General features: G+C 69.7%; 21 protein-coding genes. 14 read left to right on the forward strand and 7 right to left on the reverse strand.

Features of this window, described 5'->3' with window-relative positions:
- Positions 1-28 precede the first annotated feature (28 nt).
- Together ACYVIO_RS17965 and ACYVIO_RS17970 are read left to right on the forward strand one after the other, a co-directional pair.
- A complete protein-coding gene (locus ACYVIO_RS17965) occupies positions 29-919 on the forward strand; it encodes a GNAT family N-acetyltransferase (protein WP_460651922.1) in 891 nt (296 codons plus the stop codon).
- Positions 919-1,629, forward strand: a complete 711-nt coding sequence (locus ACYVIO_RS17970) for a Type 1 glutamine amidotransferase-like domain-containing protein (RefSeq protein ID WP_460651923.1) — start codon at positions 919-921, stop codon at positions 1,627-1,629. Before ACYVIO_RS17965 ends, ACYVIO_RS17970 begins: the two co-directional genes overlap by 1 nt.
- On the opposite strand, the gene ACYVIO_RS17975 is transcribed toward ACYVIO_RS17970, so the two are convergent.
- Both ACYVIO_RS17975 and ACYVIO_RS17980 read right to left on the reverse strand, forming a co-directional pair.
- On the reverse strand, positions 1,615-2,070 hold the full coding sequence (locus tag ACYVIO_RS17975) for a MaoC family dehydratase (RefSeq protein ID WP_460651924.1): 456 nt from the start codon (positions 2,068-2,070) through the stop codon (positions 1,615-1,617). The genes ACYVIO_RS17970 and ACYVIO_RS17975 overlap by 15 nt on opposite strands.
- A 14-nt stretch (positions 2,071-2,084) precedes the next feature.
- Positions 2,085-2,843, reverse strand: a complete 759-nt coding sequence (locus ACYVIO_RS17980; protein ID WP_460651925.1) for an SDR family oxidoreductase — start codon at positions 2,841-2,843, stop codon at positions 2,085-2,087.
- An 89-nt stretch (positions 2,844-2,932) separates the two neighbouring features.
- On the opposite strand from ACYVIO_RS17980, the gene ACYVIO_RS17985 reads away from it, so the two are divergent.
- The 4 genes from ACYVIO_RS17985 to ACYVIO_RS18000 are packed head-to-tail and all read left to right on the forward strand — an operon-like array spanning position 2,933 to position 4,654.
- Positions 2,933-3,358: an acyl-CoA thioesterase gene (locus ACYVIO_RS17985; protein WP_460651926.1), complete on the forward strand. Its 426-nt coding sequence runs from the start codon at positions 2,933-2,935 to the stop codon at positions 3,356-3,358.
- Positions 3,355-3,771 carry an acyl-CoA thioesterase gene (locus ACYVIO_RS17990; protein ID WP_460651927.1) on the forward strand — a complete coding sequence of 139 codons (417 nt, stop codon included), beginning with the start codon at positions 3,355-3,357 and terminating at the stop codon, positions 3,769-3,771. Before ACYVIO_RS17985 ends, ACYVIO_RS17990 begins: the two co-directional genes overlap by 4 nt.
- 13 nt (positions 3,772-3,784) lie before the next feature.
- Positions 3,785-4,204 (forward strand): globin, encoded by a 420-nt coding sequence (locus ACYVIO_RS17995; protein ID WP_184793380.1) that lies wholly within the window; start codon positions 3,785-3,787, stop codon positions 4,202-4,204.
- Positions 4,205-4,225: 21 nt separating this feature from the next.
- Entirely contained in the window at positions 4,226-4,654 is a 429-nt protein-coding gene (locus ACYVIO_RS18000) for an OsmC family protein (protein WP_460651928.1), read from the forward strand.
- A gap of 72 nt (positions 4,655-4,726) precedes the next feature.
- On the opposite strand, the gene ACYVIO_RS18005 is transcribed toward ACYVIO_RS18000, so the two are convergent.
- Both ACYVIO_RS18005 and ACYVIO_RS18010 read right to left on the reverse strand, forming a co-directional pair.
- Positions 4,727-5,311 (reverse strand): hypothetical protein, encoded by a 585-nt coding sequence (locus ACYVIO_RS18005; protein WP_460651929.1) that lies wholly within the window; start codon positions 5,309-5,311, stop codon positions 4,727-4,729.
- 233 nt (positions 5,312-5,544) lie between these two features.
- The gene (locus tag ACYVIO_RS18010) at positions 5,545-6,360 is read right to left on the reverse strand and encodes a mechanosensitive ion channel family protein (RefSeq protein ID WP_460651930.1); all 816 of its coding nucleotides are present in this window, start codon (positions 6,358-6,360) and stop codon (positions 5,545-5,547) included.
- 68 nt (positions 6,361-6,428) lie between these two features.
- Between ACYVIO_RS18010 and ACYVIO_RS18015 the strand changes: the two genes are divergently transcribed.
- Both ACYVIO_RS18015 and ACYVIO_RS18020 read left to right on the forward strand, forming a co-directional pair.
- Entirely contained in the window at positions 6,429-7,427 is a 999-nt protein-coding gene (locus tag ACYVIO_RS18015; RefSeq protein ID WP_460651931.1) for a hypothetical protein, read from the forward strand.
- On the forward strand, positions 7,424-8,365 hold the full coding sequence (locus tag ACYVIO_RS18020; protein WP_460651932.1) for an FAD-dependent oxidoreductase: 942 nt from the start codon (positions 7,424-7,426) through the stop codon (positions 8,363-8,365). The genes ACYVIO_RS18015 and ACYVIO_RS18020 overlap by 4 nt, the downstream gene beginning before the upstream one ends.
- Here ACYVIO_RS18020 and ACYVIO_RS18025 read toward each other — a convergent pair.
- On the reverse strand, positions 8,352-9,824 hold the full coding sequence (locus tag ACYVIO_RS18025) for a glycerophosphodiester phosphodiesterase (RefSeq protein WP_460651933.1): 1,473 nt from the start codon (positions 9,822-9,824) through the stop codon (positions 8,352-8,354). The two genes, ACYVIO_RS18020 and ACYVIO_RS18025, sit on opposite strands and share 14 nt — an antisense overlap.
- A 148-nt stretch (positions 9,825-9,972) precedes the next feature.
- Between ACYVIO_RS18025 and malQ the strand changes: the two genes are divergently transcribed.
- The 6 genes from malQ (at position 9,973) to ACYVIO_RS18055 (ending at position 14,761) form a co-directional block, all read left to right on the forward strand.
- On the forward strand, positions 9,973-12,087 hold the full coding sequence (malQ, locus tag ACYVIO_RS18030; protein ID WP_460651934.1) for a 4-alpha-glucanotransferase: 2,115 nt from the start codon (positions 9,973-9,975) through the stop codon (positions 12,085-12,087).
- 127 nt (positions 12,088-12,214) lie between these two features.
- Positions 12,215-12,811: a lytic polysaccharide monooxygenase auxiliary activity family 9 protein gene (locus tag ACYVIO_RS18035; protein ID WP_460651935.1), complete on the forward strand. Its 597-nt coding sequence runs from the start codon at positions 12,215-12,217 to the stop codon at positions 12,809-12,811.
- An 80-nt stretch (positions 12,812-12,891) separates the two neighbouring features.
- Complete coding sequence (locus ACYVIO_RS18040; protein WP_460651936.1) at positions 12,892-13,395, forward strand: hypothetical protein; 504 nt, start codon at positions 12,892-12,894, stop codon at positions 13,393-13,395.
- Positions 13,396-13,478: 83 nt separating this feature from the next.
- A complete protein-coding gene (gene ctaJ, locus ACYVIO_RS18045; RefSeq protein ID WP_460651937.1) occupies positions 13,479-13,760 on the forward strand; it encodes an aa3-type cytochrome oxidase subunit CtaJ in 282 nt (93 codons plus the stop codon).
- The gene (locus ACYVIO_RS18050) at positions 13,747-14,145 is read left to right on the forward strand and encodes a DUF5130 family protein (protein WP_344167398.1); all 399 of its coding nucleotides are present in this window, start codon (positions 13,747-13,749) and stop codon (positions 14,143-14,145) included. Before ctaJ ends, ACYVIO_RS18050 begins: the two co-directional genes overlap by 14 nt.
- Before the next feature lie 40 nt (positions 14,146-14,185).
- Positions 14,186-14,761 (forward strand): GNAT family N-acetyltransferase, encoded by a 576-nt coding sequence (locus ACYVIO_RS18055; RefSeq protein ID WP_460651938.1) that lies wholly within the window; start codon positions 14,186-14,188, stop codon positions 14,759-14,761.
- Here the strand turns inward: ACYVIO_RS18055 and ACYVIO_RS18060 are convergent.
- On the reverse strand, positions 14,758-15,816 hold the full coding sequence (locus tag ACYVIO_RS18060; RefSeq protein ID WP_460651939.1) for a hypothetical protein: 1,059 nt from the start codon (positions 15,814-15,816) through the stop codon (positions 14,758-14,760). The two genes, ACYVIO_RS18055 and ACYVIO_RS18060, sit on opposite strands and share 4 nt — an antisense overlap.
- A gap of 205 nt (positions 15,817-16,021) precedes the next feature.
- A complete protein-coding gene (locus ACYVIO_RS18065; RefSeq protein ID WP_460651940.1) occupies positions 16,022-16,552 on the reverse strand; it encodes a hypothetical protein in 531 nt (176 codons plus the stop codon).
- Positions 16,553-16,584: the final 32 nt, after the last annotated feature.

The raw sequence follows: 16,584 nt of genomic DNA on the forward strand, positions 1-16,584 counted from the left end.
CCCCAGTACTTCGGTGGAAGGAGTTCCGATGGAGATCAGGCCTGCCCAGGTGGGCGACGCCGAATCTGCGCTGGTGCTGCACGACCTGGTCGCGCCTTTCCTGGCGACCACCGGGTCGGGGTTGCGCCGGCGCCTGAGTGATCCGACCTACGGGCCCGGAGCCGGGGTGTTCGCCGCGGTCGACGGCGACCAGGTGATCGGCTGGACCAGTACCGGCTTGATCGCCGGGTCGGATCCCCTGGACGGGCAGCTGCGGTTGATCGTCCATCCGGAGCACCGCGGGCGCGGCGTCGGTACGGCGTTGCTCGACGCGGCGCACGAGCGGCTGAAGGAAGGCGGGGCCGTCACGGCCCGGGTGTTCGCGGATCCCGCGTCGGGCGGCTGGGCCTCGCAGTGGGGCTATCGCGAGACCCGCCGCGTGCACTACGCGAGCATGGCGCCGGGTGACGCGCCGGAGCTCCCGCCGTTGCCGGACGGCCTGCGGCTGTCGCCGGTGAACGAGCTGGATCCGCGGCGGTTGTACGAGGCCGACGAGATCGCCCAGCAGACCAAGCCGGGCGACGCGAAGATCACCTCGCGGCCGTACGAGAACTGGCTGGCCGCGATCTGGAACTCGCCCGCGATGGTGCTCGACCTGAGCATGGCGCTGGTCGAGCCCGACGGCCGGGTCGTCGGCTTCACGCTGGGCAACGGCGACCACGAGAAGATCTGGTCCCAGATGACGGCAACGTTGCCAGAGCTTCGCGGCCAGGGGCTCGCCAAGCTGGTCAAGTGCGCGACGCTGCACCGCGCCGCCGCGGCCGGCGTCACCGGCATGTACACCGCGAACTACGACGGGAACGGACCGATGATCGCCGTCAACGAGTGGCTCGGCTACACCCGCACCGCCACCCACACCGTCCTGATCTGTCCGCTCTGATGGGCCAGATCCTCGCGCTCGGCGGCGGTGGATTCTCGATGGAGCCGGACAACCCGTTGCTCGACGACTTCCTGCTGTCGTTGGCCGCGGTCACCGGAAGGCTGCCGCGCGTCTGCTTCGTCCCGACGGCCAGCGGCGACGCCGACCTTTACAGCGAACGCTTCCTGGACGCCTTCGGTGCAACCCGTGCCGACGCGTCGGTGCTCTCACTGTTCAACCGGTCGGTCACCGACCTGGACGCCTTCGTACGCAGCCAGGACGTGGTCTACGTCGGCGGCGGCAGTACGGCGAACCTGCTGGCGGTCTGGCGCGTGCACGGGCTCGACCGCGCGCTGAAGAACGCGTACGACGACGGCGTGGTGCTGGCCGGGATCAGCGCGGGGATGAACTGCTGGTTCGAGGCGTCGGTCACCGACTCGTTCGACGTCAACAGCCTGGCGCCGTTGGAGGACGGGCTCGGGTTCCTGCGCGGGAGCGCCTGCCCGCACTACGACGGCGAGGAGCTCCGCCGGGGCACGTACCTCGGTCTCGTCGGCGACGGGTTCCCGGGCGGCTACGCGGCCGAGGACGGCGTCGGGCTGCACTTCCGCGACGGCGAGCTGGTCGAAGCGGTGACCTCGTCGCCAGGCAAGGCCGCGTACGTCGTACGGGCTGCTGACGGCGAGGTCGTCGAGGAGCGGCTGGACGCGCGGTACCTAGGGGACGAGTAGGACGACGGTCTCGGCGACGCAGGCGGGCTTGGTCGAGTTCTCCAGCTCGATGACCCACTGCAGCGAGACCTGTACGCCGGCCGGAGTCTCCTGCGCGCCGGAGATCGACGCGCCGGCGCGGACCCGGGAGCCGACCGGGACCGGAGTGGGGAAGCGGACCTTGTTGACGCCGTAGTTGAGCTTGGCCGAGACGCCGTCGACGTCGAAGAGCTCCCCGCCGAAGCGGGCGATCAGGCTGAGCGTCAGGTAGCCGTGGGCGATCGTGCCGCCGTACGGGCCACTGGCCGCACGCTCGACGTCGACGTGGATCCACTGGTGGTCACCGGTCGCCTCGGCGAACTGGTTGACCTGTTCCTGGGTGATCTCCAGCCACTCGGTCTCGCCGAGCTGGGTGCCGACGGCGCCGACCACTGCGTCGACGCCGGTGAAGGTGCGGGGCATTGGGTTCTCCAGCCTCAGTTGCGGGGTCCGCCGGCGACGTACAGGACCTGACCGGAGACGAAGCCCGACTCCTCCGAGCAGAAGAACGACGCGGCGGCGGCGATGTCCTGCGGCGTACCGGTGCGCTGGACCGGGATGGCCGCGGCGGTCGCCTTCTTGAACTCCTCGAAGTCGATCCCGACCCGGGCCGCGGTGGCCGCCGTCATGTCGGTCTCGATGAAGCCCGGCGCGATCGCGTTCGCGGTGACGCCGAACTTGCCCAGCTCGAAGGCCAGCGTCTTGGCCAGGCCCTGCAGGCCGGCCTTCGCGGAAGCGTAGTTGGCCTGGCCGCGGTTGCCCAGCGCGGAGGTCGACGACAGGAAGACCATCCGGCCGTAGCCCGCCTCGACCATGTGCGCCTGGCAGGCCTTCGACATCAGGAAGCTGCCCTTGAGGTGCACCGACATCACGGTGTCCCAGTCGTCCTCGGACATCTTGAACAGCAGGTTGTCGCGCAGTACGCCGGCGTTGTTGACCAGGATCGTCGGGGCGCCGAGCTCGGCCACCACCCGCTCGACCGCGGCGGTCACCTGGTCGGACTTGCTGACGTCGCAACCGATCGCGACGGCCTTGCCGCCCGCGGCGGTGATCGCCTCGACGGTGCCGGCGCAGGCCGCCTCGTCCAGGTCCAGTACGGCGACGGCGTTGCCGTCGGCGGCGAGCCGCTGCGCCACGGCGGCGCCGATTCCCCGGGCCGCCCCGGTCACGATCGCCACCCGCTGCTGCTCGCTCATCGCACCTACTCCTGAGTTCGGTTGATATCCGGGATGACATTACCCACGTTGCGCCCGCTCGCGCGTGGTCCGGATGGGATGATCCTGGTGTGGATCATCACAACCGGCACGTCTACCACTGCCCGCTGCGCTGGGGGGACATGGACGCGCTCGGCCACGTGAACAACGGCCGGTACGTCGACTACCTGCAGGACGCGCGCGTCGACTTCCTGTTCCGGACCGCCAAAGAGCTCGGCGCCGACGACCTGGAGACCGGCCTGCTGGTCGCCCGGCACGAGGTGCAGTACCGGGCGCCGCTGCGCTTCCGGCCCGAGCCGGTCCGGATCGAGCTGTGGATCTCCGAGATCAAGGCGGCGTCGTTCACCGTCGACTACGAGATCCTGGACGTCGCGCCGGAGCGCACGACGTACCTCGAGGCGAAGACCCGGCTGGTCCCGTTCGACTTCACCGCGAACCGGCTGCGGCGGATCACGCCGGTCGAGCGCGAGGCGCTGTCGAAGTTGGTGGGCGCATGACCTTCAGCCATCCTGTGCTGGTCCGTTGGTCCGACATCGACTCGTACGACCACGTGAACAACGTGCGCTACTTCGACTACCTGCAGGAGGCGCGGGTCGCGTTCCTGGCGGACGTGTTCGGGGTCGGCGCGGACGAGTTCTTCGGGCGGTCGCCGGTGGTGCTGGTCAGCCAGACCGTCGACTACCTGCGGCCGATCCTGCTGCGGCACCCGCCGTACGACGTGGACGTGTGGGTCTCGGCGGTCGGTACGTCGTCGTACACGCTGCAGTCGCGGATCGTGGACCACGCCGAAGGGCTCGTCTACTGCAAGGCGACCTCGGTGCTGGTCACGGTGACCGCGGACACGCACGCCAAGCGGCCGCTCGACGAGGCCGAGCGGGCAGCCCTCGGCCGGCACGTTTCGGCGGCTTGAGACACTGAAACCGATGAGTGAGCCACAGAGCTTCTACGACGCCGTCGGCGGGGCCGAGACGTTCCACCGGCTGATCGCCGCCTTCTACCGTGGCGTCGCGGCCGACCCGGAGCTGCGCCCGATGTACCCGGAGGAGGACCTCGGCCCGGCCGAGGTGCGGTTCCGGATGTTCCTGGAGCAGTACTGGGGCGGACCGCGGACCTACTCCGAGCAGCGCGGGCACCCCCGGCTGCGGATGCGGCACCACCCGTTCGCCGTCACCCCGAGCGCGCGGGACCGGTGGCTGGGCCACATGCGGGCCGCCCTGGACGAGATCGCCCTGTCCCCGGAACGGGACGAGGAGATCTGGAAGTACATGGTGATGGCCGCGCACAGCATGGTGAACACCGACGAACCGACCTACCCCGGCGCGATCGACGTGTCCGGGCACTGAGCACCTAGGAGACACCACAGCATGGCAACAGTTCGCACTGCCAAGGCCCACTGGGAAGGCTCGCTGATGGAGGGCGCCGGTCAGGTCGCCCTCGAGTCGTCCGGGATCGGCACGTACGACGTGTCCTGGGCGTCGCGCGCCAACGACGCGAACGGCAAGACCAGCCCGGAGGAGCTGATCGCGGCGGCGCACTCGACCTGCTTCTCGATGGCGCTGTCGCACGCGCTCGCCGGCGCCGGCAACGCGCCGGAGTCGATCGACACCACCGCCGACGTCACCTTCCAGCCGGGTGAGGGCATCACCGGCATCAAGCTCTCGGTCAACGGCAAGGTCCCCGGCCTGACCGCCGAGCAGTTCGCCGAGTTCGCCGAAGAGGCCAAGAAGAACTGCCCGGTCTCCCAGGCCCTCGCCGCGGTGAACATCACCCTGGACGTCACCTTCACGGCCTGAGTACGACGAACGGCGCCGGTTCCCCTGTGGGGGACCGGCGCCGTTTGCTGTCCGGGGCGTTGTCTCCGAACCTCAGGCAGCGCTCCAGGGGATGAACCCGGTGGTGTCACTGATCCGGGTGTACGGCTGGCCGACCACCTCACCGCGCTTCGGAGCGGCGACCAACCAGTCGTCGCCGACCCATTCAAGCGTCCAGCGCGACGACACGTACGCGTCTCCGACGTGAGCGGCGAGCACGACGATCGCACGATTGGCAGTGGCCGTCACGAAGTAGAAACCGATCAGTTGCATGCGGAGGCCAGTATCTGGTTGGTCCTCTGCCGAGCGTAGATAGTCGAAGTAGTGCTCACGGTCGGGCCCTGCTGCGATGACTCTTCGCAGGACCGAGAACTCCTGCTCGTCGCCGACCTCGTCGGGCGGCGACATCGCCACCAGGTAGTTGTAGGCCGCTGTGACTGCTCCGGCAGGCGAGTGTGCAAAGCAGCGCCGGAGCCCATCGGAGTCCTTGGTCCAAGGACCGAACTGCGTAGTCGACGGCACCGCGACGCCGTAGACCTCGCTCCACTCCGTGTTCGGGATCGGCGTGGTCGGGATGTCGTCTTCTACCGCCGACGACTTGCACGGCGCTCCGGAGGAGACGCTGGCTTTCGGCTCCAACGGCCGCGTCGTGCGGTCGAACGGGCCGCTCGACGCCGAGGCAGTCTCGAAAGGTCCGGGTAGGTCCTCGGCGGTTGGGGGAGAGTCCGAGCAAGAGGAAGCCGTGAGCAGGACGACCGCGGCGATTCCACAAGTCCACCGTCGGTGCCGTCGCTGCCCGGAGTCGCGAAGAAGCATTGAGTCATTATCGGTGATCCGAAGGCCAGCGATGGACCTGTTCTTGGCCGTCGTGTTCAGTCGGGTGGGGTGTGGCCGCCGTACGGGCGGGACGTGGACTCGGAGGTTGTGGCGGTGGCGGGTTGTTCGGCTGGGGCGTCGACCACGTGCTGCTCTTCTTCCTTCTCGGCGGCGGATCCCACGCCTGACGGGCCGGCGTTCGGGTCGCGGTTGGTCAGGTTGCCGATCCGCAGCACCTCGCCGTTGCGGACGTACCAGATCGTGCCGTCCTCGCCGCGCAGGCGGGTGACCCGCAGGCCGACCGCCTCGACCACGCCGGTGGCCTTCTCCATGTCGATCAGGTCGCCGACGCCGTACTGGTCCTCGAAGATCATGAAGATGCCGGCCAGGAAGTCCTTGACGAGCGTCTGCGCGCCGAAGCCGAGCGCGACACCGATGATGGACGCCGACGCGACCACCGGCAGGATGTTGAAGCCGAGCTCCGCGAGCACCATCACCACGGTGACGGCGGTCAGCACGATCGTCACCGCGCTGCACAGCAGCGACGCGATCGTCTCGGCACGCTGGGCACGGCGGTCGTTGGACAGGGTGTTCTCGACGAACTCCTGACCACGCTTGGACTTGGCCAGGACGCCGGCCACGGCGCCGGTGCCGGTCCGCCGGGCGAACCGCCGGATCGCCTTGTGCAGCAGCCAGCGCAGCACGAAGAACGCCAGGACCAGCCCGACGATCCGGGCCGGGACCATGACGATCTGATCCGTCACCTCGAGCTTGCCGTCGTTGCCGCGGCGGAAGAAGGTCGGGAACTGTTCAGGCAGTGAAAGCAGGGGGTGACTGAGCAGGGACACGGGGTAGCTGAGCAGAATAGGCATCTCGCCGCCCTACTGTAGTGACCCACCGCCTGAACTCACGAACCAACGCTGAGGAGGAAAGACGGTCTATGCCGAGCAGGCTGGATGACGAGCTCAAGCGCCTGGTGAGTGCCGGAGTGCTGCGTCAGTACCAGGCGGATGCCCTTCGTGACGCGGCCGATGCGGACAGTGCGGCCCCGGCGCCCAGTACGCCTGGTACGGCGGTCAAGCAGGCCGAGGCGCCCGCGCCCAAGCAGCCCCGCCCGGCTCCACCCCACAGCTCGGCACTGATGGAAGTCCTCGGCTACATCGGCGGCGCCCTGCTCCTGGGCGCAGTGGCCCTTCTCACGGTGGCCAACTGGGGTGAGATGGGCCGAGCGGCCCGCATCACCACCGGTACGAGTGCAGCCGTGCTCCTCCTCGCCGCAGCCGTCGTACTGGCCCTGTTCCGCCGCCGCGAGCAGCTGAGCTCCGCACTGGCCTCACTCGGTTGCTGCGTCGCGGGCTTCGCCACGTACGTCGCGATCGAGGGCGCGACCGGCCGGATCGCCGGTGTCGCTGTCGCCCTTGCCCTGGCCGCGATAGGTGTCTGGTGGCTGCAGGGGTCGTCCCTGCTGGTGGCGACGTTCGCCATCCTCGCCGTCGGGGTGCTGGTGATCACCTCCGACGTGCTGACGCCCGCGGACAGCGTGCACACCAACAGCGCGGGCATCGCCGGCACCGGGTTCATCCTGGTCGCCTTCGTGCTGGCCATGGTCGGTCTGGTCCGCGACCAGGTGACGTCGTGGTCGCTGGCCGGTGCGGCGATGTTCAGCTCGTCCATCTGCTGGCTGATCCAGGACCGCGGCGAGGTGATGGCGCTGGCCGTCGGTACGGCGGGTCCGGCCGCGCTGCTGGTCGCGTACGGCCGGGTGCACGCGTCGGCGTACGCGGTGGTCGGCTGCTCGATCCTGCTGGTGATCTGGCCGACCGCGCTCTACCAGCTGACGGACAACGTGGCCGGCGTGGCCATCGGTCTGGTGGTCGCCAGTGCAGGCCTGCTGGTCGCCGTACTCGTGCTGTCTCGTCGTCAGCGGAGGACGACGTGAGAGTCGTCGTACTGGGTGCGGGCGTCAGCGGCCTGTCCACTGCGCTCCTGCTGCGTGAGCGTGGCGACGACGTCGTCGTGGTGAGCGCTGACGCCACCGAAGCGACCACCTCCCACCTGGCGGCAGCAGTCTGGTTCCCCACCTCGGCCGGACCGGCCGACAAGGTCGCAGCCTGGGGCAGTACGACGTACGACGTGCTCGCTGGTGAGGCAGAGCGTGGCGTGCCCGGTGTGGTGATGCGTGAGTCCCTCGTGGTCTACCGCGAAGAGCCCGGCCCACAGCCCTGGGCCGACGCCGTCGGCGACGTCCGACCAGCAAGGCCGGACGAGCTCCCGGCCGGCTACTCCCACGGCCTGCGCTTCGCCGTACCCCTGGTCGAGATGCCGACGTACCTGCCACGCCTCCACCAGCGCTACCTCGACACCGGCGGCCAGCACCTCGTACGACGAGTAGCCGCTCTCACCGACCTGCTCGACCTGTCCCCGGACGTCATCGTCAACTGCGCCGGCCTGGCCGCCGGACAGCTGGTCGGCGACAGTACGACGTACCCGATCCGCGGCCAGATCGTCCGGGTCCGCAACCCCGGCCTCAGCCTGTCCGTCCGCGACGAGCACCACCCTGCCGGCCGGGCCTACATCCACCCGCGCACGGACGACTGCATCCTCGGCGGCACGCTGGACCAGGGCAGTTGGGACACCGCCGTCGACGACGCGACCACCGCCTCGATCGTCGCGCGCTGCACCGACCTGGTCCCCGCACTGGCTGACGCCGAGGTCATCGAGGCCCTGGTCGGCCTACGCCCCGGCCGGCCCGAAATACGGCTGGAGCGGGACGAGCAGCTCGTCGAAGGCGTGCCGGTCGTGCACAACTACGGCCACGGCGGCAGCGGCATCACGCTGGGCTGGGGATGCGCTCAGGACGCGGTCACGCTCGTGTGACCTTCAGGCCGCGCAGCGACAGCGTCCCGTCGACCGAGCCGCGGCCCAGGTGCAGGTAGCCGCCGCGGAACGTGTTGTCCTCCACTGTGACGCGCGCCGGCCGGTCCAGCCGGCTCCAGGTCAGTCGGGTCGGCGTCACCTCCAGCCGGAACTTCATCCACCGCCCGGGGACCGGCTCCGCCGTCACCTCCGAGCCGAGCAGCGTCCCGGTCGTCTTGCCCACCTGGTGCTGGTAGAGACCGACTTCGCCGTCGCGCTGCATGATCGCGTGGTAGCCGTTGGACAGCCCCTGCCGGTGCTCGTAGTAGCGGTCGTCGGTGTGCCCGAACGCCAGCGTCAGGTTGGCCGTCGGGTCCTTCGGCAGTACGTCGTACGACGCCTCGAACTCGATCGAGTACGTCGTTGCGGTGATCGGCCCGAGGTTGCCCAGCGTGAGGAAGTGCTGCGCCTTGCTCGCGGCCAGCCGGATCGAGCCGCTCGGTCCCCACTGCAGCGCGAAGCGGTCGTCGTACGGGTCTCTGGTCAGTTCGCCCGCGACGGCGATGCCGTGCGCCCACTGGTCGGCCACACCGACCTCGGTCTTGCCCTGCAGGTAGCTGATGTTGGACGTGACCGCTCCGGCCATGCCCAGCGCGGCGTAGTGGGTCAGGTCGGACCGCCGGTGCAGCGGGTAGGGCCAGATCGGCATGCCGGTCGCCACGGCGTTGTCCACCAGTTCAGCGGCCAGGTAGCCACCCGGCCCGGAGTTCGGTACGACGATCGCGTCGCTGCGCGGAGACAGCAGGCTGGCCACGGTCTGCACCGACTCGAGGGTCAGCTCGGCGGGGGTCGTGTAGTAGGCGAACACCCCGAGCCCCTGGCTCTTCGCCTCGGTGATCCGCTTGCTCTTGAAGTACGTCTTCAGCATCACCGACGTCTCCAGCCGGTGCTTGGCGACCATCGACATCATCGGCGCGTGCGCCCGGTCGTCCTTGGCCTCCACGCAGAGGATCACCCGGCCACCGAACCGCTTGAGCACCTCCTCGAACAGCGGCACCCGAGCCTTCGTGGTCTGCCAGTACGGGCCCAGCCTGGCCACGTCGATCCAGCCCTTCTGCAGGTCGGCGTAGCTGATGCGGCTGAGCAGGCCGGCCAGGTTGGTGGTCCGCTCGAGGCTCTGGTCGTGCAGGCAGACCAGCACGTTGTCGGACGTCATGCCGACGCTGATCTCCAGCGCCTGGGCGCCGGCCTCGAAGGCCGCCTGGTACGACTCCATGCTGTGCTCGGGGAACAGGTCGCCGATCCCGCGGTGGGCGATCAGGTACTTGTCGCCGCGGTCGGCTACCCAGTCGTTCAGGTTGACGGTGCCCGGCGGCTTCGACGACCCGTCGGCCGCGTCGGCTCCGCGACAGCCGGTAGCCACGGCACCTACTGTCAGTGCGCCGAGCCAGCTCATCGCCGTACGACGTGTGATCTCCATAGTTGTCCCTCGGCCCCCGCCTGTCGCTCTCCCACCCGCAGAGTAAAGGCATCCGGCGCCTGGTGGCACAGGCGATCCACGAGCTTGACCAACTTCTGCGGCGCGCTGCGTTCTGCTCAGGGCCCGGTCATACGGCAGACTCGCACGCGTGACTGCTCCCACCCCAGCCCTTGTCGAGCTAGCGGTAGCCCACGGCGTTGCGACGGAGTACTGGGACTGGCAGGGCAGACATGTGCAGGTCTCTACCGAGGTGGTGTCGGCTGTGCTCGCCGCACTCGGTGTGGACGCGTCGACGCCGGTCAAGGCTGCCGAGGCCCTCGACGAGTACCAGGTGACCCGCTGGCGCCGAGTGCTGCCCGCGACGCTGGTGATGCGCGAGGGCTGGACCCCCTGGTTCCCGCTGCACGTGCCGCACGGCTTGACCGTCGAGGTGTGGGTCGACCTGGAGGACGGCGGCCAGCGGCGCGACATCCCGCAGCAGGAGAAGTGGGTCGAGCCGGAGTGGGTGGACGGCGTACAGATCGGTGAGGCGACGTTCCAGCTGCCGGGCGACCTGCCGATCGGCTACCACCGGCTCTGCGCGCGCATCGGCAGCAGCCCGGAAGTCTTCACCGGCACGGTGATCGTCACGCCCCAGCGACTCGAGCCGCAGCAGCTGGACCGCACGTGGGGCTGGGTGCTGCAGCTGTACTCGGTCCGCTCGCGCCGGTCGTGGGGGATCGGTGACCTGCACGACCTGGCCGACCTCGCCGCCTGGTCGGCCGGTGACCTGGGTGCCGGGTTCGTCCTGATCAACCCGCTGCACGCCGCCGAGACCGCCGGCCGGATGGAGCCTTCGCCGTACCTGCCGGCCTCGCGCAGGTTCGCGAACCCGATCTACCTGCGGATCGAGGACATCGACGAGTACGGCGACCTCGCGCCGGCCGAGCGCGACCGGGTCCGCGCGCTCGGGCTGCAGTCGCGCGCACTGAACGAGGACGCCGACTGGATCGACCGGGACACCGTCTGGGCCGCCAAGCGGGAAGCGCTGCAGATGCTGTTCGGCGTCCGCCCGTCGATCGGCCGGATCGCCGAGTACGGCGCGTACTGCGACCGTGAGGGCCACGGCCTGATCGACTTCGCCACGTGGGCCGCGATCGCGGACGTGCACGGGCCGGAGTGGAGCAAGTGGCCCGAGGAGCTGCGCGACCCGGCCGCTCCGGAGGTTGTTGCCTTCCGCAACGACAATCCCGACGCCGTGGAGTTCCACTGCTGGTTGCAGTGGCAGCTCGACGAGCAGCTGGCGCGGACGCAGGCCCGGGCCGAGAACGCGGGGATGCAGCTGGGCGTCGTACACGACCTTGCTGTTGGCGTGCACCCGGACGGTGCCGACGCCTGGGCGCTGCAGAAGGTGCTGGCGGCCGGCATCCACGTCGGTGCACCACCGGACGCGTTCAACCAGCAGGGGCAGGACTGGTCGCAGCCGCCGTGGCGGCCCGATGCACTGGCCGAGACCGGGTACGCCGCGTGGCGTGAGCTCGTCCGGGCCCAGTTGCGGCACGCCGGTGGGCTGCGGATCGACCACATCCTCGGCATGTTCCGGCTCTGGTGGGTGACCTCGGAGGAGAGCCCGACGCAGGGCACGTACGTGCGCTACGACCACGAGGCACTGATCGGCATCCTGGTCCTGGAGGCCGCACGGGCCGGTGTGATCGTCGTGGGGGAGGACCTCGGCACGGTCGAGCCGTGGGTCCGCGACTACCTCACCGAGCGCGGCGTACTCGGTACGTCGGTGCTCTGGTTCGAGCGGGACGCCGACGGCAAGCCGCTGGCCCCGGAGCGGTGGCGGGAGCTGTGCCTGGCCACGGTGACGACGCACGACCTCCCGCCCACGGCCGGCTACCTCGCTGGTGACCACGTCGAGCTGCGGGACCGGCTGGGCCTGCTGACGCGGCCGGTGGCCGAGGAGCTCGCTGTCGACGAGGCGGACCGCGACGCCTGGCTCGCAGCACTCCGCGACCGGCACCTGCTGTCCGGCCACGAGGGCGAGGTGGAGCGGATCGTCGAGGCGCTGCACCGGTACGTCGCACACACCCCGGCCAAGCTGATCGGGGTCGCCCTGGCCGACGCGGTCGGAGAGCGCAGGACCCAGAACCAGCCGGGCACCACCGACGAGTACCCGAACTGGCGGGTCCCGCTGGGTGGGCCGGACGGGTTGCCGGTGCTGATCGAGGACCTGCCCAACAACACCCGGCTGCGCCGCTTGGTCGGCGTACTGCGATAACTATCTGTCAGCTGACGCTCACGAGCTGTTGACAATAGATTTGAACGGTTGTTATCTATTGCCCACAAAGGCGCCTTCCTTTTTCCGTACCGCCCCCCTCTGAACGGAAACCCGAAGGAGTGTCCGCATGATGCGAGCACGCAAGAAGACCCTGGCCGGGATCGCCATCGGTGCGCTGGCGATGACCGGCCTGACCGCGATCCCCACGGCGTACGGCCACGGCTACACCACGTCCCCGACCAGCCGGGCCAAGCACTGCGCGGCCGGCACGGTCCAGAACTGCGGCAACATCCAGTGGGAGCCGCAGAGCACCGAAGGCCCCAAGGGCTTCCCGAACGGCGGGCCCGCCGACGGCAAGCTCTGCTCGGCCGGGATCGGCGCGTTCGACCAGCTGAACGACCAGCGGGGCGGGGCGTGGCCGACCACCCAGCTCAACTCCGGTTCGTTCTACACCTTCAACTGGACGCTGACCGCGGCCCACGCGACGACGGACTTCAAGTACTACATCACCAAGCAGGGCTGGAACCAGAACGCTCCGCTGACCCGGTCGGCGCTGGAGCTGGCGCCGTTCCTGACCGTCCCGTTCAACGGCGCCCGGCCGGGCTTCCAGGTCTCGCACTCCGGCCAGCTGCCGAACCGGACCGGACGGCACATGATCCTCGCCGTCTGGACCATCGCCGACACGGCCAACGCGTTCTACCAGTGCTCCGACGTCCGCTTCTGACGCACGGCGTTTGGTAACTAACTTTCCTGGGCAAGGCACTCCTTGAAACTGACCGCCCCACTGTTTCAAGGAGTGTCCCCATGAAAACGTCCGTACGCCGTGCGCTGGTGACCGCGGTCGCCCTCGTCGCCGGGCTCACGCCCGGTGTCGTCGCCGTCCAGCAGGCCGCCGCGGTCACCAAGCTCACCCACAGCCAGGCCACCAGCCGGTTCAGCGCGGCCGGTGTCACCTGGTCGTCCAGCGGCGGCTGCTCCAGCCGTACCAACCCGACCTGTACGTCGTTCGACCAGATCAACCTGGCGACCGTCCAGGGCACGATCACCCTCAAGCAGGCCAGCGGCTGCGCGGTCCGCGTCACCGGTGGCACCGAGACCGGCCACGCCAGCGGGACCTACAGCCACTGGAACGGCTACAAGGTCGACGTGGCGGTCAGCGGCTGCGTCGACGGCTACGTCAAGGGCACCTTCACCCGGATCGCCAACCGCGGCGACGGTGCTCCGCAGTGGCAGTCCGGCGCCGGCAACGTCTACGCCAACGAGGGCAACCACTGGGACATCACCTACCACAACTGCGGCGGCTGCTGACCCCCTGAACCCGGCTCCGGCTGTATTGCGTGCAGCCGGAGCCGGTCACCGCCTGACGAGGGTGATGGCCTAGGCTTCGAACCGTGACTCCTTTGCTCTCCGGCCACACCCTGCTGGTGTTCGTCGGCATCCCGGCGCTGGTGATCGCGGTGATCGCGCTGCTGGTCTTCGCGTCCTCGATCGCGCAGGGCCCGCGGTACCGCCCGGGCCTGTCCTGGTGGGCTCCGCCGGTGTGGATCAACGGCCCGGTGACGACCAAGCCGGACCCGGCCAACCTGCCCGAGCTCCCCGTCGGCAGCACCCCGACCGCGACCGCCCCGACCGGCGTCGCCCGTTCGACCGGAGGCGCAAGTGCCAGCTGGTGACGCTTTCACCCACGACCAGCTGCTCGACCTCGAGCGCGCCGTCCGGCACGCCGAGGCGGCGTCCGGCCTGCATTTCTCGGTGTACGTCGGCGGCGCCGACTCCGAGACCCGGCCGTTCGCCCTCGAGCTGCTGAACGAGCTGCCCGACCCGGACCGCACCGTGCTGGTGTACGTCGACCCGGCCGGTCGCCGGCTGGAGATCGTCACCGGCGCGACCGCGAAGCGGCAGCTGTCGGACCACTCGGCCGGACTGGCCGCGCTGACCATGCAGACGTCGTTCGCCACCGGCGACCTGACCGGCGGCCTGGTCACCGGCGTACAGCAGCTCGGTGACCACGCGCACCAGGCGCCGCTGCTGCACGCCAACGAGCCGCACCAGCAGTAATTCGGCTGCTGCCGGGGTCATGCTCCGGTAGAAAGATGTGGTGAGTTCTACGCGTCTCGAGCCGACCGAGATCCAGGCCGGCGACCTCCTGCTGCGACCGTTCAGGCTGTCCGACGAGCCGGGGGTCGCTGTCGCGCTGGCCGACCCGGGCATCCTGCGGTGGACGGCCGGCAACGCCGTCATCGCACTCCCGGCGGCCCAGCGCGCCAAGGCGTGGCTGGAGCCGCGGGTGCGGGCGTGGACGCTCGGCAACGCGGTCTTCGCCGTCGCCGACCTCGCGAGCGGCGAGCTGGTGGGCTCGGTGACGCTGCGGGACGTGCACCGGATCCCCGACCAGGCGCTGGCGGCGTACTGGGTGACACCGGCGGCTCGTGGGCGCCGGGTGGGCGCGCGGGCGCTGGACGCGGCGAGCCGGTGGGGGTTCGCGGGCGGCCTTGGACTGCACCGGATCTCGCTGGACCACGCTCTGGTCAACGAAGGCTCATGCCGCGTTGCCACGGCTGCCGGGTTCCAGCTGGAAGGCGTGATGCGGGACTACTACGTCGAGCCGTCCGGGCGACGCCACGACTCACACCTGCACGCCCGGCTCGCGACCGACCCGGGCCTGCAGGCTTAGTCCAGTGCTGCCGCCGGCTCGTACGTCGGGCAGGCGTTGTTCGGGTAGATCTTCTGGACCTTCGGGGAGATGCACGCGTTCATCGCGTTGACCGACGAGGTCGCCGGGCCCACGTACACGATCCAGGTGGCCGTGGTCGGCTGGCCGCCGTCCACGATGCCCGGGTACTGCCCGTCGGCCAGCATGGCCCGTGCCGGTACGCCGCCGGCGATCAGCCGGCCCGCCATGGTCTTGGCAGCCTGGTCGGCGGCCATGCCCGCGTCGGTCGGGTAGGTGTCGAGCACGGCGATCCACTGGCCCTTGTGGAACTTCGGTGACTCCGAACCGGTGTTCGGGGTCTTGCTGGCGGCCGTCGTCTTCACTGTCGCCGGCTTGGGAGCGGCCGGTTTGCGGTCCGCCTTCGCCGTACCGGGTGCGGCTGGGGCCGGCGGGTTCGACGGCTTGGCGGACGCGACGGTGGTGGTGTCCCGTCCGGTGTCGGTGCTGCCGCCGGCCTGGGGGTCCGGCGAGCCGCCGTTGCTGAGGATGAACGCGAACGCGCCGACCATCGCAGCACCGGCGACGACGGCCGCGCCGATGGCAGCGTGCGAGCGCTTCGGGCGACCGCCCTTGCCGCCGGTGGGCCGACGGCCCTTGCCGTTGTTGCCGCGGTCCCCGGACGAGCCGGTCGCGGTGGCGGGCGTGTGGTCCCGCGCGGCAGCCGCCGTACGGCGGTCGGCGGCGGGGCCGACCCGGGTGTCCCGGTTCGCCCGGCCGTGGGCGCTGTGGGCGCCGTCGGTCGGCGGGTAGTACGCGTAGTCGTCGGGAAGGTGCTCAACCCCGTACGACGTCGCGTGCGCCGCGGCGACGTGCCGCGACGGCTCGGTGTCGATCAGCTCGTCGAACGGCGCCGGAGCGATCCGGTCCGTCGGCGGCTGGGGTCGGTGCGGTGCTTCGGAGTGGGCGGGTTCGACAGCTTCTGCGGGCGTGAACGACGCACCCGCGGCAGCGGCCAGATCGGCAGCCGGACCCGACCAGAGGTCGGTGGGCGGATTCCGGTGGTCCAGTGATGTCACGGCAAAGGTCCTCCCCAAGTCCTTTCCGTCGGATTTTCCGGTTCAGCTTAAGCCTGAACCCACCGGTAAGTGAGTACTCCTCAGGTGCCAGAAATCTCCTTTCCTGCAAGGCGATCGCAGTCCGGAAGCACATCACTACGGTCCGCCGAGAATCAACCGTTTGAAAATCGTTTGAGTGGTTGGGGTGCTACTTTCCGGATTTCTCTCAGGTGCCGGAAGGAATGCCGTCGAGCTTCGGGGCCGGGCGGGTGTCGAGGGCGTCGTCGAGCCAGGCTTCGATGTCGACCTCGGCGTTGAGGATGTGGTGGACGTACGACGAGCGCTCGTGGGTGAGGACCTCGAGCTCCCAGACCGTCGGCGCGACGCCGGTCGGGGCCGGGCGGAGGTCGTCGACGGCGAGGCCGCTGAAGAGGCTGAGGCGGGAGCGGAAGTCCTTCGCCCAGGTCTGCACGACCAGCGAGATGCCTTCGTCGAACAGGTGCAGGACGGCGACGCCGAGGCCCAGGCCACCCATCGCGTCGTCGAACTCGAGCTGCCGGGTCGCGGTGGAGCGGGCGGCGGCGACCATCTCGTCGTCCCAGGAACGGCCGCGGGACGTCACGACGTACGGCTTGACCAGACGGTGCGGGTAGCGCCAGGGCATCAGCGGGGTGACCGGTCGCGGGCGGTACGCCTCGGCCAGTCCGGTCAGAGCAACTGCAGCTGCACCAGCAAGGGCGGGATCAGGGGAAGCCACCGAGACAGTCTCCTGCATCCGGCAGAAACGAT

The sequence above is a fragment of the Kribbella endophytica genome, from assembly GCF_054781295.1.